The sequence below is a fragment of the Roseiarcus fermentans genome (assembly GCF_003315135.1).
Taxonomy (GTDB): domain Bacteria; phylum Pseudomonadota; class Alphaproteobacteria; order Rhizobiales; family Beijerinckiaceae; genus Roseiarcus; species Roseiarcus fermentans.
In genome coordinates this window covers 66,606-85,795 of the sequence record NZ_QNRK01000013.1, presented here as the reverse complement: position 1 = coordinate 85,795, position 19,190 = coordinate 66,606, and the positions used below count along the sequence as shown (strand labels likewise).

18 protein-coding genes are annotated in these 19,190 nt (G+C 70.9%); 11 read left to right on the top strand and 7 right to left on the bottom strand.

Annotated features, from left to right (window positions below):
- Positions 1–113: 113 nt before the first annotated feature.
- From DFR50_RS13190 to DFR50_RS13160, 7 genes are all read left to right on the top strand, one after another.
- A complete protein-coding gene (locus tag DFR50_RS13190) occupies positions 114–1,184 on the top strand; it encodes a Dyp-type peroxidase (RefSeq protein WP_113889731.1) in 1,071 nt (356 codons plus the stop codon).
- Entirely contained in the window at positions 1,177–1,986 is an 810-nt protein-coding gene (locus DFR50_RS13185) for a family 1 encapsulin nanocompartment shell protein (protein ID WP_113889730.1), read from the top strand. Before DFR50_RS13190 ends, DFR50_RS13185 begins: the two co-directional genes overlap by 8 nt.
- A 174-nt stretch (positions 1,987–2,160) precedes the next feature.
- Positions 2,161–3,141, top strand: a complete 981-nt coding sequence (thiL, locus tag DFR50_RS13180) for a thiamine-phosphate kinase (RefSeq protein ID WP_113889729.1) — start codon at positions 2,161–2,163, stop codon at positions 3,139–3,141.
- 10 nt (positions 3,142–3,151) lie between these two features.
- Entirely contained in the window at positions 3,152–3,955 is an 804-nt protein-coding gene (locus DFR50_RS13175) for an inositol monophosphatase family protein (RefSeq protein ID WP_113889728.1), read from the top strand.
- A complete protein-coding gene (locus DFR50_RS13170) occupies positions 3,952–4,827 on the top strand; it encodes an aldose epimerase family protein (RefSeq protein WP_113889727.1) in 876 nt (291 codons plus the stop codon). The genes DFR50_RS13175 and DFR50_RS13170 overlap by 4 nt, the downstream gene beginning before the upstream one ends.
- Before the next feature lie 116 nt (positions 4,828–4,943).
- Positions 4,944–5,855, top strand: a complete 912-nt coding sequence (locus DFR50_RS13165; RefSeq protein ID WP_113889726.1) for a bifunctional 5,10-methylenetetrahydrofolate dehydrogenase/5,10-methenyltetrahydrofolate cyclohydrolase — start codon at positions 4,944–4,946, stop codon at positions 5,853–5,855.
- A 61-nt stretch (positions 5,856–5,916) separates the two neighbouring features.
- The gene (locus tag DFR50_RS13160; protein ID WP_245427721.1) at positions 5,917–6,393 is read left to right on the top strand and encodes a hypothetical protein; all 477 of its coding nucleotides are present in this window, start codon (positions 5,917–5,919) and stop codon (positions 6,391–6,393) included.
- A gap of 40 nt (positions 6,394–6,433) precedes the next feature.
- On the opposite strand, the gene DFR50_RS32100 is transcribed toward DFR50_RS13160, so the two are convergent.
- From DFR50_RS32100 to DFR50_RS13125, 4 genes are all read right to left on the bottom strand, one after another.
- The gene (locus DFR50_RS32100) at positions 6,434–8,494 is read right to left on the bottom strand and encodes an OmpA family protein (protein WP_170153204.1); all 2,061 of its coding nucleotides are present in this window, start codon (positions 8,492–8,494) and stop codon (positions 6,434–6,436) included.
- A 267-nt stretch (positions 8,495–8,761) separates the two neighbouring features.
- On the bottom strand, positions 8,762–9,337 hold the full coding sequence (locus DFR50_RS13135; RefSeq protein WP_170153203.1) for an NUDIX domain-containing protein: 576 nt from the start codon (positions 9,335–9,337) through the stop codon (positions 8,762–8,764).
- 209 nt (positions 9,338–9,546) lie between these two features.
- Positions 9,547–10,338, bottom strand: coding sequence for an NAD kinase (locus DFR50_RS13130; protein ID WP_113889800.1), 792 nt, complete (start codon positions 10,336–10,338; stop codon positions 9,547–9,549).
- Between the two features lie 124 nt (positions 10,339–10,462).
- The gene (locus DFR50_RS13125) at positions 10,463–12,001 is read right to left on the bottom strand and encodes a sensor histidine kinase (RefSeq protein WP_170153202.1); all 1,539 of its coding nucleotides are present in this window, start codon (positions 11,999–12,001) and stop codon (positions 10,463–10,465) included.
- A 306-nt stretch (positions 12,002–12,307) separates the two neighbouring features.
- On the opposite strand from DFR50_RS13125, the gene DFR50_RS13120 reads away from it, so the two are divergent.
- Positions 12,308–12,544 (top strand): septal ring lytic transglycosylase RlpA family protein, encoded by a 237-nt coding sequence (locus DFR50_RS13120; protein ID WP_342634563.1) that lies wholly within the window; start codon positions 12,308–12,310, stop codon positions 12,542–12,544.
- Between the two features lie 77 nt (positions 12,545–12,621).
- Here the strand turns inward: DFR50_RS13120 and DFR50_RS13115 are convergent, their stop codons facing one another.
- Positions 12,622–14,235: an acyl-CoA dehydrogenase family protein gene (locus DFR50_RS13115; RefSeq protein ID WP_113889799.1), complete on the bottom strand. Its 1,614-nt coding sequence runs from the start codon at positions 14,233–14,235 to the stop codon at positions 12,622–12,624.
- A 216-nt stretch (positions 14,236–14,451) separates the two neighbouring features.
- Between DFR50_RS13115 and DFR50_RS13110 the strand changes: the two genes are divergently transcribed.
- Both DFR50_RS13110 and DFR50_RS13105 read left to right on the top strand, forming a co-directional pair.
- Positions 14,452–15,285 carry a YihY/virulence factor BrkB family protein gene (locus DFR50_RS13110; protein WP_113889798.1) on the top strand — a complete coding sequence of 278 codons (834 nt, stop codon included), beginning with the start codon at positions 14,452–14,454 and terminating at the stop codon, positions 15,283–15,285.
- 115 nt (positions 15,286–15,400) lie between these two features.
- A complete protein-coding gene (locus DFR50_RS13105) occupies positions 15,401–16,372 on the top strand; it encodes a nuclear transport factor 2 family protein (RefSeq protein WP_113889718.1) in 972 nt (323 codons plus the stop codon).
- Positions 16,373–16,401: 29 nt separating this feature from the next.
- On the opposite strand, the gene DFR50_RS13100 is transcribed toward DFR50_RS13105, so the two are convergent.
- Positions 16,402–17,313 carry a class I SAM-dependent DNA methyltransferase gene (locus tag DFR50_RS13100; RefSeq protein WP_170153200.1) on the bottom strand — a complete coding sequence of 304 codons (912 nt, stop codon included), beginning with the start codon at positions 17,311–17,313 and terminating at the stop codon, positions 16,402–16,404.
- Between the two features lie 125 nt (positions 17,314–17,438).
- On the opposite strand from DFR50_RS13100, the gene DFR50_RS13095 reads away from it, so the two are divergent.
- Positions 17,439–17,882: a hypothetical protein gene (locus tag DFR50_RS13095; RefSeq protein ID WP_147262754.1), complete on the top strand. Its 444-nt coding sequence runs from the start codon at positions 17,439–17,441 to the stop codon at positions 17,880–17,882.
- A 133-nt stretch (positions 17,883–18,015) separates the two neighbouring features.
- Here the strand turns inward: DFR50_RS13095 and DFR50_RS13090 are convergent, their stop codons facing one another.
- On the bottom strand, positions 18,016–18,963 hold the full coding sequence (locus tag DFR50_RS13090; protein ID WP_245427719.1) for a threonine/serine dehydratase: 948 nt from the start codon (positions 18,961–18,963) through the stop codon (positions 18,016–18,018).
- Positions 18,964–19,190 lie beyond the last annotated feature (227 nt).

Here is a 19,190-nt window from a genome sequence, read left to right as displayed (position 1 = left end):
CGCCGGCCTTCGGAGCGACTGGCCGGATCGGGCGCCGACCGTCGCGTCGAGGCGAAGAAATCGGTTGCCCCGAAAGGAATCTTGCGACATGCCTGCGATCCTCAGGAGGGGCGATGATTTCTGCAGCTTCCGGGACTGACGCCGCGGCTGTCGCGCAGCCGGTGACGACGCCGCTCACCCGCGCCGCGATCTTTCTGGTGGCGACCATCGATCCGGGTCCGGAGAGCGCCGCCGCCGTGCGGTCGTTCTGCGCCGACTTTTCCGGGCTCGCTCGCGCCATCGAGTTTCGCGACGTCGAAGCCGGGTTCTGCTCGGTGATGGCGATCGGGTCCGACGCCTGGGACCGGCTGTTCGGCGCCCCCCGGCCCGCCGAGCTTCACCCGTTCCGCGAGTTTCGCGCCGGCGCGCGCCAGGCTGTCTCCACGCCCGGCGACCTCCTGTTTCATATCCGTGCGAGCCGGATGGACCTCTGCTTCGAGATGGCGACGCAGATCATGGCCCGGCTCGGCGATTCGGTCGCCGCGGTCGACGAGGTTCACGGCTTCCGCTACTTCGAGGACCGCGATCTTCTGGGCTTCGTCGACGGCACGGAAAATCCGCGCGGCGCCGAGATGGCGGAAGCCGCGCTCGTCGGCGCCGAGGACGCGGCCTTCGCCGGCGGCAGCTATGTGATCGTGCAGAAGTACCTGCACGACCTCGCCGCCTGGAACGCGCTCGCCACGGAGGCGCAGGAGCGCATCATCGGCCGCACCAAGCTCGCCGACATCGAGCTCGACGATGCGGTCAAGCCGACCTGCGCGCACAATGCGCTGAACGTGATCGCCGAGAACGGGCGGGAACTTCAGATCCTGCGCGCCAACATGCCCTTCGGCCAGGCCGGCGCAGGCGAATACGGCACCTACTTCATCGGCTATTGCCGCACCCCGCGGGTGACCGAGCAGATGATCGAGAACATGTTCGTCGGGCGGCCGCCCGGCAACTACGATCGGCTGCTCGACTTCAGCCGTGCAGTTACGGGAACCCTGTTCTTCGCGCCGTCCCTGACGTTCCTCGATTCCGTGACTCCCGATGGCCCGGCGGGTGCGACGCCCGTTGCGGCGCGGGCGAGCGAAACGCCGCCGTTCCCGGCCTCTGACGGTTCGCTCGGAATCGGCTCCCTCAAAGGAGAAAAGGGCCATGAATAATCTGCACCGCGAGCTCGCGCCGATTTCCGACGCGGCCTGGGCGAGCATCGAGGAGGAGGCGGCGCGCACGCTGAAGCGCTACCTCGCCGGCCGGCGCGTGGTCGACGTGAACGGCCCCGCCGGGCCCGGCCTTTCGGCGGTCGGCACGGGCCACCTGAAGGCGATCGATGCGCCGGGCCAAGGCGTTCTGGCGCGCCAGCGCGAGGCGAAAGCCCTCGTCGAGTTGAGGGTTCCCTTCGAACTCGATCGCCAGCAGATCGACGACGTCGAGCGGGGCGCGAACGATTCGGACTGGCAGCCGGTGAAGGACGCGGCCAAGACGATCGCCTTCGCCGAGGACCGCGCCATCTTCGAAGGCTATGCGGCGGGGGACGTCGTCGGCGTCCGGCAGGCGACCAGCAACCCGGTCCTCACGCTCCCGGCCGACGTGCGCGAGTATCCGGTCGCGATCGCCCAAGCCATGAACCAGCTTCGCCTCGCCGGCGTCAATGGGCCTTACGCGATCGTGCTCGGCGCCGCGGCCTATACCGCCCTCGCCGAGACCAACGACAACGGCTATCCGGTGCTCGATCACGTCAAGGAACTCGTCAAGGCCGAGATCGTCTGGGCGCCGGCGATCGACGGCGCCTTCGTGCTCACCACCCGCGGCGGCGATTTCGCCCTGCACATCGGCCAGGACATCTCGATCGGCTACCTGAGCCACAGCGACAGCGCGGTGCGCCTCTACCTTCAGGAGACGCTGACGTTCCTGCCGCTGACCACGGAAGCCGTCGTCGCCCTGGCGCCCGCTTCGGCGAAGTAGCCGCGCGGCGCGACAGGTCCGGGCTCGCGCCGTCTTCGGCGCGGGCGCTGTCGCAGAATCGTCATGAGCTCTGCCGGCAGGCGAGGCGCTTGCGGCAGACAGCGGTTCACGAAAGCGCTAAGAGAGCCGGCCGGCTCGTCCGGCGCCGACCGTAGCCCGGGGTTCCACCGCTTCATGTCCTCCCGTCCAGGCGAAGACGCGCTGATCGCACGCTATTTCTCGCCCCATGCCGGCGCGGCGGGACTGGGCCTGCGCGACGATGCGGCGCTGCTGACGCCGCCGCCGGGCTGCGATCTGGTGCTGACCAGCGATGCGCTGGTGGCGGGCGTCCACTTCTTCGCCGACGATCCGCCGTCCTCGATCGCGCGCAAGGCGCTCAGGGTGAACCTCTCCGATCTCGCCGCCAAGGGGGCGGCGCCGCTCGGGTTCCTGCTGTCGCTCGCCCTGCCGCCGGACTGGACGGAGCCGTGGCTCGAGGCCTTCGCGTCCGCGCTCGGGGTCGACGGCGCCGCGTACGGCTGTCCGCTGCTCGGCGGCGACACGGTCAGGACGACGGGGCCGCTGACGCTCTCGATCACCGCCTTCGGCGCCGTGCCGTCGGGACGGATGGCGGCGCGCACCGGCGTCAAGTCCGGCGACCGGCTCTATGTCACCGGCACGATCGGCGACGCGGCAATCGGCCTCCTGATTCGCGAGGGCCGGGGGCCGGACATCCCCCGCACGGAGCTCGATTTCCTGGTCGGGCGCTATCTCGAGCCGCAGCCGCGCTTGGCGCTGGCGTCGGCGATGGCGGCGCACGCCAACGGCGGCATGGACGTCTCCGACGGCTTCGTCGGCGATCTGACCAAGATGCTCGCCGTCTCCGGCGTCACCGCCCGCGTCGCGGTCTACCGCCTGCCGCTGTCGCGCGCCGCGCGCGCGGCGATCTGCGCCAATTCCGATCTCTTTACCGTCGCGCTGACCGGCGGCGACGACTACGAGATCCTCGCCGCGGTTCCGCCCGCGGCGGCGGCGGCGTTCGAAGCGGCGGCGGCCGCGGCGCGCGTGCCGCTGGTCTGCTTCGGCGAGGCGGCCGAGGGCCACGCGCCGCCGACCTTCGTCGGCCCGGACGGGAGCGCGCTCGCCTTCGCCCGCGGCGCCTACAGCCACTTTTGAGGGGATTTCGATGCAAGACGCCGATGTGATGCAGTTGCGCTGGCTTGGCGCCCAGGCCGTGGCGCGCGAGGCTGGAGCGCTCGCGCGCAAGCGCTTCCTCGATTCCTCGTTCCATGTCGGCTTCAAGGGGCCGCAGGACTACCTGACCGAGGTCGACGGCGAGACCGAGGACCTGATCGCGGCCCGCCTGCACGGCGCCTTTCCGCGCGACGGCTTCATCGGCGAGGAGACGGCCGGGCGTCCGGTGCGCGACGGCGGCGCGGTGTGGGTGGTCGACCCGATCGACGGCACCGCGAATTTCGCCCGCGGCGTGCCGCACTTCTGCGTCTCGATCGCCTGCGTCCTCGACAACGCGGTCGAAATCGGCGTGATCTACGATCCGATGCGCGAGGAATTGTTCGCCGCGCGGCGCGGCGGCGGCGCCTTTCTCAACGGCGCGCCTATTCGCGCCTCCGACGCGACCGCGCTCGCCAACTCGACCATCGAGGTCGGCTGGAACATGCGCGCGGGCGTGGCGAAATACCTCGATCTCCTGCGCCGCGTGTCGCTCTGGGGCGCTTCGCCCTTCCGCACCGGCTCGGGCGCCCTCGGCATAACCTATGTCGCCGCCGGCCGCCGCGACGGCTACGTCGAGCACCACATCAACGCCTGGGACTGCCTCGCCGCCATCCTGCTCGTGCAGGAAGCCGGCGGCTACGTCAGCAATTTCCTCGCCGGCGATGGGCTCGCCAAGGGCAATCCGCTGATCGCCTGCGCCCCCGGCGTCAAGGAGGCGCTGATCGCCGCGGTGGAGATCGAGGGGATCGTGCTGTGAGCGCGGTCGAACTGGTCCACGGCAGCGCGCGCGCGACCGTCGCGCTCGAAGGCGCCGAGGCGCGGGCGTGGTCGGTCGGCGGCCGTGACCTCTTGTGGCCGGGCGATGCCGCGATCTGGAATGAAATCAGCCCGATCCTTTATCCGGTGGTCGGCTGGACGCGCGACGGCGCCCGCGTCGGCGGGAAGCCATACGCCCTCGGCCTGCACGGCTTCGCCCGCTTCGAAACGTTCGCCGTCGCCGCGTCCGGCCCGGATTTCGTCCGGCTGACGCTGGCCGACAGCGAACGGACTCGCGCGGTCTATCCCTTCGCCTTCGCGCTCGCGATGGAATACCGGCTCGGCGACGACGCCCTCGCGGTCGCGATCGAGGTCGCCAATCCCGGCGACGCGGTCGCGCCCTACGCCTGCGGCCTTCATCCGGGCTTCCGCTGGCCGCTCGCGGGCGCCGGGCGCGACGGCGCGTTCGTGCGCTTCGAGCAGCCGGAACGCGACACGGTCCCGGCGATCGCGCCCGGCGGCCTGATCGGGCGCGGCGTCAAGCGGGTTGCGCTGAACGGCCGCGACCTTCCGCTGTCCGACGCGCTATTCGCCAACGACGCGGTCTGCTTCCTCGACTGCACGAGCCGGAGCCTCGCTTTCCACGACGCCTCGGGGGCTTCGATCGCGATGGACTTTCCGGGTTTCCGCCACGCCGCGCTCTGGACCCGCCCCGGCGCGCCGTTCCTGTGCCTCGAGGCCTGGACGGGTTACAGCGATCCCGAAGGCTTCGCCGGCGACCTCTTTGAAAAGCCGTCGATGCTGACCTTGCAGCCCGGCGAGCGCGCCCGCCACGAGGCGCGCTTCGTCTTCCGGGCGGCGCCGTCCCTGTAGGCGCGATCGCACGATCTCGCGGCCTGCGACTCCGTTGCGCCGTCCCTCCCGTCGCGAGGCCTCGCCCTCCGCGCCGGGCGTTTGCTATAAGCGCGCGAAAGCATGCGAGAATCGGGATGACCAAGGCTTACCTGCTCGACGGCAAGGCGATCGCGGAGGAAACGCTCGGGCGGGTGGCGCGGGAAACCGCGGCGCTTCGCGCGCGCGGGGTGACGCCCGGCCTCGCCACGGTGCTGGTCGGGGAGGATCCGGCGAGCCAGTCCTACGTCGCGTCCAAGGGCAAAGCGGCCAGGGCCTGCGGCTTCCACTCCGTGCAGCACACGCTGCCCACGACGACGGACGAACTGGACCTCCTTGCGCTCGTCGAATCCCTCAACGCCGATCCGACGATTCACGGCATCCTCGTCCAGCTTCCGCTGCCCAAGACGATGAACGCCGCGCGCGTGCTGGAGCTGATCGACCCCCGCAAGGACGTCGACGGCTTCCATCCGGTCAACGTCGGCCTGCTGTCGGTGGGCGAGATGGATCGCGCGATCGTCCCCTGCACCCCGGCGGGATCGATGATCATGCTCGACAAGGCCTGCGCCGCGCTCGGGCGGACGCTCGCCGGCGCCGAGGCGGTGGTGATCGGGCGCTCCAACATCGTCGGCAAGCCGATGGCGCAATTGCTGCTCCAGCGCCACTGCACGGTCACGATCGCCCATTCGCGCACCCGAGACCTCGCCGCCGTCGCCCGCCGCGCCGACGTGCTCGTCGCCGCAGTCGGCCAGCCGGAGATGGTGCGCGGCGACTGGGTCAAGCCGGGCGCGATCGTGATCGACGTCGGCATCAACCGCGTGGCGGGCGAGGGGCTCGACGCTTCGGGCAAGCCGAAGACCCGCCTCGTCGGCGACGTCGCCTATGCCGAGGCCGCGGAGGTCGCCGGCGCGATCACGCCGGTTCCCGGCGGCGTCGGCCGCATGACCGTCGCCATGCTGATGGCGAATACGCTGGAGGCGGCGAGGCGGGCCGCGCCCGCGGGCGAATAGCGAATGGCGAGTGGGGCGTGGCGGACCCCGGCTCGCTATTCGCCACTGGACAAGGATTCCCATGATCGACGACGTCGAAGTCGCGCGCGCCCTGCACGTGCTGGCCGTGGTTCACTGGATCGGCGGGGTCGGCATGGTGACGCTCGTCGCCCTGCCGCTAGCGCGGGCCGCTGCGTCCGCGCAGCAGGGCTGGGCGCTGTTCGAATCGATCGAGAACCGCTTCGCCGCCCAGGTGCGGTGGTCGATTCCGCTCGCGGGCCTCACCGGACTGTGGATGATCTGGCGGCTGGACCTGTGGTCCCGCTTCGCCGACCCGTCGTTCTGGTGGATGGACGCGATGGCGCTGGTCTGGGCGATCTTCATGATCTTGGTGTTCGGAATCGAACCCGCGGCGCATCGCTTTCTCGAAGCCGAGGCGGCGCGCGATCCGGCCGGCGTGCTGCGCAGGCTCCACCGCGTCCACCTCGTCCTGCTGACGGCGGCGGCGATCACGATTCTCGGCGCGGTCGCCGGCGCGCGCGGAGGGTTCTTCTCCTAATCGGGAGCGGCGGCGTCTCGCCGCCCCCGGCCTTGCAGAATTACGGCGCCGTGAGGACGTGGTACTCGATGCGGCGGTTGTGGAACCGGCCTTCCTCCGTGTCGTTGCTGTCGACCGGATCGGCCGCCCCGTAGCCCTTCGCGGTCAGCATGGCTTCCGGCGCGCCGGCCTTGACCAGCGCGGCGCGCACCGACTCGGCGCGCTGGCGCGACAGGACGAGGTTGGCGTCGGGGTCGCCGGTGTTGTCGGTGTAGCCGGCGATCTCGATCTCCGTCCCCTCCGGCAGCGTCTTGAACAATCGTGCGGCGTCGTTCAGCAGCGCCGTCACCGATTCCGGCGTCTCCGCGCTGGAGGAGGCGAAATTGATCACCGATAGGTTGAGCGCCGACGCGACCTCCTTGGCGCCGGAGCCGGAGGTGAGCGCGCCGAGCGCAGCTTCCGCCTTGGCGTTGGCCGCGGCGGCGCGCTCCTCGATCGACGGCGTCGCGGGCGACGCGGCGGCCGGAGCCGGCTTCGCGCCGGGGCCCGCGACCGTGACGGCGTCGCCATAGATCGACCCGAGCAGGGCTGCGACCTGCTGGCGTCCCATCGAGGGGATCGCCCCCTCGAGCTGGATCGAGGCGCCGTCGAAGGCCGCCTTGAGGCCCGGGACGCGGACCGCCTTGAGCGCGTCGCCCAGTTTTGCGAGCCACGGCGCCGAAGCGCGGCCCGGGTCGACCGCAACGTCGCCCTTGAAGTTTTCGGCCCCGAACGTCGCTGTCAGCGCGTCGCGGATCGAGGCGCGGGTCTGTTCGTCGCGCACCGCCCCGGACACCTGGGCCACGCCCAGGCCCTTCTCGTCGTCGATCGTGAGCGTCGCAGGCGTCCCGGGCGCGGGCGCCGGAGCGGCGGCGGGCGCCGCAACCGGCGCAGCCGTCGTCGTGGCGGCAGCGGCGGCGGGCGCAGCGGCCGGAGCCGGAGCAGCGGCGGGCGCAGCGGCCGGAGTCGCAGCGGCGGCGGGCGCCGCAACCGGCGCAGCCGTCGTCGTGGCGGCAGCGGAAGCGGGCGCAGCGGCCGGAGCCGGAGCAGCGGCGGGCGCCGCAGCCGGAGCGGGCGCCGCGGCGGTCGCGGCCGGCGCAACCGCCGCGGCCTCGGCAGTCGCCGGGGCGGGCGCCGGCGCCAGAGACGCGGCGGTCGTCGCCGCCGGGCTTGCGACGGGAGCCGCAACCGGCGCAGCGGTCGTCATGGCCGGAGCCGTTGTGGCCGGAGCCGCCGTGGCCAAAGCCGCCGCGGCCGGAGCCGCAGCGGCGGCGGGCGCCGGCGCCGAAGCGGACGCCGCGGCGGTCGCGTCGGCAGCAGTCGGAGCCGCAGTCGCTGCGGGCGCCGCAGTCGGAGCGGGCGCGGCGGCGGTCGTCGCCGCCGGAGCTGCGGCGGACGCAGCGGCCGGCGAGGGCGCCGCAGCGGTCGCGCCCGGCGCAGTCGGCGCCGCAGCGGATGCGACCGCCGGAGCGGCGGCCGTCGGAGCGGCGGCCGTCGCGGGCGCGGCCGACCGCGGCGCCGCCGTCAGCGGCGGGTTCGGGACCAGGATCGGCCAGACGCCCCAGCCGAGGCCGACGATCGCTCCGGCGCCGACGAGCGGCCAGAGCCAGACCGGCGCGGTCGCGCCGGCGCGGATGCGCTTGACGGCGTCGCCGTGGCCGTGGTCGTCGCCGGAGGCGGCGTGGGGGGCTTGCGGCGCGAGGAAGTTCGTCGCTTCGGCCGGAAGGGCGGCCGGTATGGCGCCGCCCGGCGTCAGCAGGCCGACGAGCTTCGGCAGCGCATAGGCGAGGGCGCCGGAAACGGCCGGCAGGGCGATGTCGAGCCGGTGGGCGACGCCGTCGAGCGGAAATGCGCCGAGCGCCTTCGCCGCGTCGCCGGCCGCGAGCGGCGCTGCGTCCGGCCGTCCGAGCCAGGATGCGGCGAGCGGGCCGAGGCCGGCGCGCTTGAACGCGCCGACAAAGCCGCCGATCCCGCCCTCCGCCCCGAGAATCAGGGCCAGGGCCTCCCGCACCAGCGGCTCGGCCTTCGCGCCGAGTCCGAAGCGATGTCCCACGTCGTCGATCAGGGCGTCAAACAGCGCCATCGCGGTTCCTTCCATATTTGGCCGCCGCCGCGAAAGACACGTCCCGGCCACCGGTCACGATTCGCGGCCTATAAAGACCATTTCCATACCCGCTTGAAAGTCCCGTGACGGGACTCGCATCGGAATCTTGTGCGGCGTGCGCGCCTCGGATTTCGCAAAGGATGCGCGCGCCGACGCCTGCAGGCGGAACGGGGCTATCCGCAAGCGGAAGCGCCGCCGACCTCCGGCGGCGCGCCCTCGCCTCCGGCTCGCCTGTGGCGGCGACCCTCAGTCCATCAAGCCGGTCGCCCGGGCGTAGTAGAGCAGCGCGATCGTCTTGGCGTCAGCGATCTCACCGCGTCCGATCATTGCGAGCGCCTCGGCGAACGGCAGCTCCAGAACCACGATGTGCTCGTCGTCGTCGACGCCGCCGCCGGCGCCGACCCTGCTCGACGCGTCGTAGCGGGCGACGAAGCAGGCGATCTTCTCGGTCATGCCGCCTGGGCTCATGAAGGCGTCGAAGGCGTGCCGCGGGGCGTCGATGGCGAGGCCGGTCTCCTCGAGCGCTTCGCGGACGACGCAATCCGCGGGCTGGTCTCCGTCGAGCATGCCGGCGCAGGCCTCGATCGTCGCGAGCGTCCCGTCGCACAGGTACGCCCCGCCGCGGAACTGCCTGACCAGCGTCACGACCGCGCGGTCGGGATCGTAGAGGAGCGCCGCGGCGGCGAGGCCGTGGCGATAGACCTCGTGCGACAGCCGCCGCGTTTCGCCGTCGTCCTCGACCACCTCGATGTCGGTTCGGGTGAGATCGAAGCGGCCGCGCGACAGAACCTGTTCGCCCAGAACGCGCGCTGACTTGACCATGGATGCTCCCAACCCCGTCATTGCGAGGAGCAAAGCGACGAAGCAATCCGCGCCGCCGCTTGCTCCCTCCGGTAAGCATTGCTCCGTCTTCTGCTCGCGACGAATCCCGAGGGCCGGCGGGACGATTGAGAGGCGGCGCCAGCGGCCCCTGGATCGCCTCGCTTCGCTCGCGATGACGGCGTCCTTCCGGGTCGATCTTGGGAGATACTCTAGTAGCGGAACTGCTCGCGCAAGATGCGCTCGTCGAGCGAGTGGCCCGGGTCGTGCATGATGATGAGCGACGTCGCCCGGTCCATCGACACTTCGACCCGGGTCACCCGACGGATCTCGTAATGGTCGGCCGCTGCGGCGACCGGGCGCTTGTCGGCTTCGAGGACCTCGATCACGACGCGCGCGGCGTCCGGCAGCAGGGCCCCGCGCCAGCGCCGCGGTCGGAAGGGCGACAGCGGCGTCAGGGCCATCAGGGGCGCGGCGAGCGGCAGGATCGGCCCGTTGGCCGACAGGTTGTAGGCGGTCGATCCGGCCGGCGTCGCCACCAGAATGCCGTCGGCGATGAGCTCGCTGAGCCGCGTCGCCGAATCGACTTCGATGCTGAGCTTGGCCGCCTGATAGGTCTGGCGCAAAAGCGAGACCTCGTTGATCGCCCGCGCGGTCGTCTCGACGCCCCTGACGTCGACGGCCCGCATGAAGAGGGGATGAATGATCGACGGCAGCGCCGCCGCGAGCCGCTCGGGAAGGTTGTGCTCGGCATATTCGTTCATCAGGAAGCCGACCGAGCCGCGGTTCATGCCGTAGATCGGCTTGGGCGCCCTCATCGTGCGGTGCAGGGTCTGCAGCATCAGGCCGTCGCCGCCGAGGGCGACGATGACGTCCGCCTCTTCGGGCTGGACGTTGCCGTACCGCGCGACGAGGGCGTCGCGGGCGTCTTCGGCTTCCTGCGATCCGGACGACAGAAAGGCGATATCCCGCGTCCGGGCGGCGGCGGCGCTGGCGATGGACATGATTTCGCTCTCCGCGCGCATCGGACCCCACTGGTCTCGCCGCGACAGGGCACTCATAGCGGAGCCGCGCGTCGCGCGGAAGCGCCGCGCGGCGCGCATGACGTTCCGGGGGAAAAGGGCTTCGCTAAGCCTCGACGCCGGGCCGGGCGTTGGTCAGGGCGGCGCGTTCCGGGGTTGGAAGCTTGATGAGAAAACGCGCTCCGCAATAGAAGTCGTCGGCCTTGGCGGGCGCGAGGTCGATGCAGCCGCCGTTGCGGGTGACGAGGTCCGCGGCGATCGACAGGCCAAGGCCCGTCCCCGCCTGGCTGGTCGATTTCTGGAACGGCTCGAAGATCCGCTCCTTACGGTCAGGCGGAAAGCCGGGGCCGGTGTCGCTGATCTCGATCAGCGCCTCGCCGTCGGTGCGGATCGCCGCGAAGCGGATCGACTTCGGCCGTCCGCCCGCAACGCCCTTCTCGAGCAGCGCCTGGGCGGCGTTGCGGCTCAAATTCTCGAGCACGCGAAGGATATGATCCGGGTCGGCGTAGACCTCGAAGCGCGGCGGGATGTCGACGTGATAGTCGATGTCCTCGCCGTGCTCGTCGCGCGCCGTCTCCGCGACGTCCTGCACCATCTTGTTCAGGTCGAACGGCCGGCGTTCGGGAGGCTGTTCGCTTCCGGCCCCGTAGGTCAGGGTGGTCTGGCAGAACTGGATGGCGCGATCCAGCGTCGCCACGAGCCTCGGCGCCAGCCGCTGCGCCTGCGGGTCGGGGATGGTCGCGAGGCGGTCGGAGATGAGCTGGGCGGCCGAGAGAATGTTGCGCAAGTCGTGATTGATTCGGGCGACCGCAAGCCCGAGCTCGGCCATGCGCTTGCGTTGCGCGAGTTCATGCGCGAGCGTCTTCTGCATGGCCGCGAGCGCTTTCTCGGCGCGGCCGATCTCGTCGTCGCGTCCGCTCGGCGCGATGATGCGCGACACGTCCTGCGGTCGTTGGCCGAAGGCGATGATGTTCGACGTCAACCGCCGCATCGGCCGCAGAACCATGATCCACAGGGCCGTCCAGAGGACGCTGGCGACCACGGTTGCGATCAGAAGCGCGATGTTGAGGAACGTGTTCGAGACGCGCCACAGCGCCGCGACCAACGGCGTTTCATCCAGCGTGACCTCGATCCGGCCGCCGTCGGCCGCCGTCGCCTCGGTGACGGCGACCACCTGGCCCCGACCGGCGGCGAGGGTCCGGAACGCGGCGCCGACGCTGTCGAGGAACGCCTCGCGGGTCGGATCAATCGAAATGTCCGCTGCGGGCTGCGGCGACGCGGAAACTGTCCTTCGCCCCGAAGGCGTCGACACGACGATCGCCTTCAAGCCGATGCTCTCCAGCACTTTTCGGGCGATGTCGGGAGAAAGCTCGTGGGAGCCGACCGCGTCGAACGCCTCCAGCGCGGTCTGCGCAACCGTTATCTTGTTGTGCAACCAGGTCTCGCGATAGGAGGCCAGCCGGGCGACGTAGAACAGTCCCATCGCGAGCAAGGCAAAGCCGATGGTGACGACGAGAACCCGCCCGGCGAGGCCGAAACGCGCCCGCGAGTCCGGTTCGCGTTGCGCCGGACGCGCCGACGCGAACCCGGCCGCCGTCGAAACGACGCCGCTCGCTCTGTTCCCGCGCGTCGGCAAATCGAGCATCGGCTTCCTTCGTTCCTTCGAACCGTCTGCGAAATAGGCGCGCATTATGGCGGAAAACCGCCGTCGGCGTGAGTGACCGGACGTCGGCGCCGCTTGCCGGTGGATCGCTCGACGCGGGCGCGAGACCGCCGCGGCCCGAGTTGAACTGTCTTGCTGTTCACAGGACAGCGCCATCTTTCCGCCGTATAAAACCTACAGGGGGATCGAGCATATCAATGGAAAAAGGTTTTGCGGATGCAGAAACTCGTAACGATCTTCGCAATTGCCACTTCATTAGCCTTCCCGGCTTCGGCCGCCGAATTCGGAATGGCCTCCTACTATAGTTATCCTCACAAGAGCGGCCTCATCGCCGCGCATCGGACCCTGCCGTTCGGGACGCAGGTGCGAGTGACCAACCTCGACAACGGCCGCACGGCGGTCGTCAGGATCGTCGACCGTGGGCCGTTCATTCGTGGCCGGGTCATCGACGTATCGATCCCGGCCGCCGCCGCGCTGGGATTCAGGCAGGCGGGCGTCGCCCACGTGCGGCTCGAAAAGCTGTGAGCCTCTTCGTTCTCGTCCGGATCTGACGCGTTCGCTTCCGGGCTGGCGGCGGCCGCTTTGTCGCGGCCGCCGCCATCTCAGTTCCCGCCTTCGAGCAGACGTCGGGCGATCACCTGCGCCTGGATTTCGGCCGCGCCCTCGAAAATGTTGAGGATGCGCGCGTCGCAGAGCACGCGGGAGATCGGGTATTCCAGCGCGAAGCCGTTGCCGCCGTGGATCTGCAGCGCATTGTCGGCCGCCGCCCAGGCCACGCGCGCCGCGAGCAGCTTCGCCATGCCGGCCTCGAGGTCGCAGCGACGGCCGGCGTCCTTGGCCCGCCCGGCGAAATAGGTGATCTGGCGGGCGATGTGGATCTCGACCGCCATCATCACCAGCTTGTCGGCGACGCGCGGGAAGTGGATCAGCGTCTTGCCGAACTGGACGCGCTCCCGCGCGTAGCGCAGGCCGAGCTCGAAGGCGCATTGCGCCACCCCGACCGCGCGCGCCGCCGTCTGGATCCGGGCCGATTCGAAGGTCTCCATCAGCTGCTTGAAGCCCTGGCCCTCGACGCCGCCCAGAAGCGCGTCGGCCGGAACGCGAAAACCGTCGAACGCGATCTCGTATTCCTTCATGCCGCGATAGCCCAGCACCTCGATCTCGCCGCCGGACATGCCCTCGGCCGGGAAGGGGTTTTCGTCGTTGCCGCGAGGCTTTTCGGCGAGCAGCATCGAGAGGCCCTTGTAGCCCTTCTCGTCCGGGTTGGTGCGCACGAGCAGGGTCATCAGGTCGGCGCGCACCGGGTGGGTGATCCAGGTCTTGTTCCCGTTGACCACGTAGGCGTCGCCCTCGCGCGTCGCGCGGGTCCTGAGGCTCGCGAGGTCCGAACCGGTGTTGGGCTCGGTGAAGACCGCCGTCGGCAGGATGGCGCCGCTCGCGAGCCCCGGCAGGTACTTTTCCTTCTGCGCCTCGGTTCCGCCGACCAGAATGAGTTCGGCCGCGATCTCCGACCGGGTGCCGAGCGATCCGACGCCGATGTAACCGCGCGACAGCTCCTCGGACACGACGCACATGGCGACCTTGCCCAGGCCCATGCCGCCGTAGGCCTCGGGAATGGTCAGTCCGAACACGCCCATGGCGGCGAGCCCGTCGATCACGTCGAGCGGGATGTAGGCGTTGGCGCGGTGCCAGCCCTGCGCGTTCGGGACGACCTCGGCGTCGGCGAAGCGACGCATCTCGCCGCGGATCGCCTCGAAGGTTTCGTCGAGGCCCGGATCGCCGATCGCCCCGTCCGGCGCGTGCCGGATGAGGTCGGCGAGCGCCGCGCGATTGTCCGGGGTATTGCCGGAGCGGATCAGCGCATCGATCACCGGCTCGTCGCGGAACGGCTCGATGTCGGCCTCCGCGAGGCCGAAATCGGCGAGGCGAACGATCTCGCCCTGGTTCATCGGGATGCCGCCGAAGATCTGGGCGAGATATTCGCCGAGGCCGATGCGGCAGAGGAGCTCTTCGGTCTGGCCGAGGCGGCCATCCTCGTGCATCCGGCGCACGTAGGCGGCCAGCTCCTTGATCGCTTCGACGTAGGTGGCGAGCCAGGCGATGCCGTGCGCGGCGTGCTGTTCGGCCTCGATCTTCGCGGCGCTCAGTTTCCCGTGCGCGCTCACCCGCTCGCGCACGGCCATCACGGCGCACTCCAGCAGGCCTTCGGCTGTCATCTGGGCCTGGCGGGCGAGATCGTCGAGCGTCACGAGCGCTTCTCCTTGACTGGGCTTCGGACTTTTGCGGCGCAGCATGCGTCTGCGCTCGCGGTGTTGCAATGCGTTCTTTGGTCGTGAAGGGAACGGAACCGCGCCGTGCGGGTGGCGTTCGAGTCGCCGTCCGGGCTAAGTGTTTCAGGAGGCGGCGTGACCGGCGGCCGGAGGGGACAGGTGGTGAGCAGGACGGCGTCGATCCTTTGGAGCGCTGGGGAGAAGTTCCTCTCCGACGACGGTTGGGCGATCGCCAGCTACATCGGCCTGACCCTGTTGATGTCGCTGTTTCCTTTCCTGATCTTCGTGGGCGCGGTGGCCGGGTTCCTCGGTTCGGCGGAACTGGCCGAGGAGGCGGCGAAGCTGGTGTTCGCCGAGTGGCCGGACGTCGTCGCCCGGCCGATCGCCAACGAGGTGTCGAACGTCCTGACCGCGCCGCGCGGCGGCCTGCTCACGCTGGGCGCGGTGCTGTCGTTCTGGTTCGCCTCGAGCGCCATCGAGGCGCTGCGAGTCGGCCTGAACCGCGCCTACGGCCTGATCGAGCGCCGGCCCTGGTGGCTGCTGAGACTGCAGTCGCTCGGGCTCGTTCTCGTCGGCTCGCTGGCGCTGCTCGCGCTCGCCTTCCTGGTCGTGCTCGGGCCGCTGATCCTCGATGCGCTCACCGAATTCATGCCCTCGCTCGCGACGGCGCGCTTCGTGCTGAATTTCGCGCGCCTCGGCGTCGCCGCCTTCATGCTGGCGGTGTCGCTGTTCCTGGCTCACCGGATCCTGCCCGCCCACCGGCCGAGATTCATCGACCTGCTGCCGGGGGTGCTGCTGACGTTCGTGACCAGCATCGCGTTCGGCGAGGCGTTCGGGGCGTATCTGACCGAGTACCTGCGCAACTACATCTCGATGTACGCCGGGCTCGCCTCGGCGATGATCGCGCTCGTGTACCTCTACTGGGTCGCCCTCCTGTTCGTGTTCGGCGGGGAGTTGAACGCGGCGATCATGCGCTCGCGCCAGCCGTCCCTCTGAGGCCGCGCCGGCCCGGGCCGGTCCTTTTGTCCGGCCGAATGTTGTTCGAGATCAATGTGGGCGCGCCGACCCCGTGGTACACGGCGCGCTTCGCCCCGGGGGCGACGGGAACGAAATGCTGGATCTTCCAACCATCTCGATCGACCGTGCGACAGGGCGCAGGCAGGAAGTCGCATTGCTGGTGCGCGCGCTTTTCGCCGAGCGGGAGAGGGGAGAGACGCCGGCGATGGCGGCGCGCCTCGCGCCCGACTTCCTTTATCGCGCCCACGGCTCATGGCCGATGTGGCCGTACCGCCGCGGCCCGCTCGATCGCGCGCAATTCTTGGAAGCCTCGCGGAGGTTCAGCGCCGAGGTCGAACTCCTGGGATCGGACATCCACGAGTTCCTGACCGACGGCGAATCGGCCGCGGCCCACGTGACGTGTCACGCCGGCGCCCGCGGCGCGGGCGCGCCGGGCGACTTCGATCTGTGGATTTTCCTGCGGCTGCGCGAGGCGCTGATCGTCGAGTTGGCCGTCTATGTCGACGCGGCGAAAGCCGCGAAACGTCTGCCGGCGGGTCTCGTCGAAGTCCGTGCTCCCGACGGGAGGGCGAGGCCGCAAGCGTCGCAACCAGGCGAACGCCCAGAAGGATCGCTCGATTCGCCCGGGCCCGCCGCCGACGCGCGGCGCCGGGCGTACTTGCGCCGGATCGCGCTCGATTTCTTCGCCCTGCGCGCAAAGGGGGATTACCCGGCGATGCTCGGCCGGCTGGCGTCGGACTTCATCCACAATCCGCGCGGCGACTGGACGAAGCCGCCGCTGATGGCGGACCCGTGCGACCGCGCGACGTTCGCGGAGTCGCTCCGGCTGATCAACATCGAATACGAGGACCTCGGCGGAGAGGTCCACGAGTTCGTCGCCGACGGGGACAGGGTCGCGGCGCACAGAACGATCAAGCTTCGCAATCGCGGCTCGGGCGCCGTCGCCGAGGTCGACGAATGGGTGTGTTTCCGGATCGCCGCGGGGCTGATCGCGGAAATGGCGTCCTATGTCGACAACGCCGGTATCCTGCGCCTCGATCGGCCGGCCTACGCCGCGCAGGGCTGACAGCGCCCACCGGCGGCTTCGGACGCGCGCTACGCCGTTAGTACGCCCACCAGACCCGGCGCTTCGACGTCCGCTTCGCGGCGAGCCGAGGCCGTAAGCAGTCGCGCCACGCGAAGGCCTGCGGCGCGGGCCGCGTCCTCGACATGGGACGGGGCGTGGGCAAATCGCAGGCCCCGGAGCAGGCGGAAGCCGGCGCCCTCGAAGGCCTCGACCGTGAAGGCGACGAGGCCGTCGTCGGCGAGCGCGCCCCGGCAGGCGGCGAACACGGGGGCGAGGTCGCCGAAGTAACAGAGCGCGTCGGCCGCGAGAATCAGGTCGAAGGCGCTAGGCGGGGCGCGGTCGAGCCGCTCGACCGCGTCGGCGGTCTCCACCGCGTCGTACGCGCCGATCTCCCGCGCCCGGGCGACCATCGAGGGGGCGAGGTCGACGCCGTCGAGGCGCCCGACCCGTCCGCGAATCGCCGCGCCCATGAGCCCGCTGCCGCAGCCGAGGTCGATGGCGGAAGCGAAGCGGCGGCCGGGCGCGACGGCGTCCAGCGCCTCGACGATCAGGGCGGGCGCGCGATAGCCGAGCGCGTCGAGGAGATGCCGCTCGAACCGCGGCGCGTAGTCGTCGAACAGTCGCGTGACATAGGCGCGCGGCAGCCCGTCCGGCTGCGCCGTCGCGCCGATCAGGGCGAGCCGCGCCGACGCCCCGAACGGATCGCCGGGATCGGCGGCCAGGGCCCCGCGGAAAGCCGCGACCGCCGCGTCCCGTTCGCCCAGGCGCTCCCGCGCCTCGGCGAGCGCGAACAGAGCCGCGGGCCAACCAGGCGCCTGTTCGAGCGCCTGCTCGAACAGGTCCGCCGCCGTTCGGAAATCCCCGTCGTCCGCCGCGCCCTTGCCGTAGACGTAGCGGCGGTCGGCGATCGGGTCCTGGGAAACGAGGGTGTCCGGGGGCATGGGTCTCTTTCGGCGGGCGGAACGGCATGGGCGACAATCGCCCATGCCGGTCTCGCGTCAAAGCATCCTTGCGGGCCGCGCCCGCTCCGCGATATCGTCATGGCGCGCTCGGCGAGGGAATGTTCGTGAGGCTCGCTCTTGTACTCGCTTTTGCGGCGGCGCTGGACGACGCGAGCGCCGAGGCTTCGATTTCGTGGCGGTGGACCTGCTCGGGGCCGGGGTTCGAGGCGAAAGGCGAACTCACCACCGCGGACGCGCCCGACACGGACGGGTTCTACGCCATCACGGCGATTGCGGGCGAAGCCAACGGCGTCGCCATCACCGGCCTGCAGCCGGCCGGAACCGCCATCCCCGGCAACGACGGATGGCCGGTCGACGGCCTCGTTCGCGACCGCCCGCCTGAACTGAGCGCCGGCGGCTTCGGCTTCACGCTCTCTGACGGAAGCCATGCCAATCCGTTCTACGGCGCCCGCTTCGATCCCCCCGGGTTCCTGGCCGTCATCACCAACCCCGCCAAGGGCGAGTGGCGCGAGCCGAGGGTCGAGTTCAAGGCGGTGAGGGCGCCCTGAGAGACAGGGGCCGATGTCGGGCGGACGCCTGCCGGCGACTGCAGCGCGCGCTCGCCGAGCGCGCCGGCGGTGTCAGAGAGCCCGCCCTCCGCCGGGTCCGCCCCCGGTATCGGGGCAGGGGCGACCGCGGCGCTCAGAACAGCGCGGCGAACGCTGCGAGATCGGCGTTTGCGCCGCAGACCAGCACGCCGACGCGTTCCCCGGCGGCCGGGCGGTAGGCTCCGCCGAGGAGCGCCGCGAGCGCCGCCGCCCCGCCGGGCTCCGCCACGACCGAGACGTTGCGCCACAGCCAGCGCTGCGCCTCGACGATCGCAGCGTCCGGGACGAGCGCGACCTCGGCGACGAATCTTTGCGCAAGGGCGAAGTTGAGGTCGCCGACGCGCCGCGCGCCGAGCGAATCGGCGGCGACCGAGGCGACGGGGACATCGACCGGGGCCCCGGCCTCGAGCGCCGCATGGAGCGCCCGCGCGCCCTCTGGCTCGACGCCCACCACCTTCACCCGGCCGGCGAACCAGGCCGCGACGCCGGAAATCAGCCCGCCGCCGCCGACCGCGACGAGGACCGTATCGAGCGCCGGCAGGTCGAGCCGATCGAGGTCCTCCTGCCATTCGAGCGCGGTCGTTCCGGCCCCGGCGACCGTCTCGGGCGCGTCGTAGGGGTGGATTTTCAGCGCGCCGCTGTCCGCCACATAAGCGTCGCAGCGCTCCTGCGCTTCCGCATAGCTCGCGCCGCCGACCACCGCCTCGGCCCCGCAGGCCCGGATGCGCGCGACCTTCGCCGGCGTCGAAATCGTCGGCACAAAGATTCTTGCAGGTATCCCGAGCTGCTGCGCCGCATAAGCGACCGCCGCGCCGTGGTTGCCGCCGGACGCGGTCGCGCAGCCGGCGGCGGGGGCAGCGCGGGTGAGGAGATTGTGAAAGGCGCCGCGCGCCTTGAACGAGCCCGAGTGCTGCAGCGCTTCGAGCTTCAGCGACAGGGACGCGCCGGGAACGGGCGAGGGCGTCTCGATGAGCGGCGTGCGGCGGATGTGGGCCGCGATGCGCGCGTGCGCGGCGCGGATGTCGGCGGACGTGACGGGCACGGTCGCTGAGGTCCATGGGTTGCGAGGGAAGGAGCGTTTGCGCGGCGTCCCTCTGGCCGCCCCGCACGTCATCGGGTAGCCCCGGCGAAGGCCGTTTGCAAGCGCGCCGGCTCGGAAACCGGCGAAGGCGGGCGCGTTCCCGGCGGTCGCCGCGTAGGGCCGGCGATTGTGCAGGGGAGAGCGGGAAAGCGCAGGCGGGCGGGGATCCGAAGGGACGGTCTCCGCCC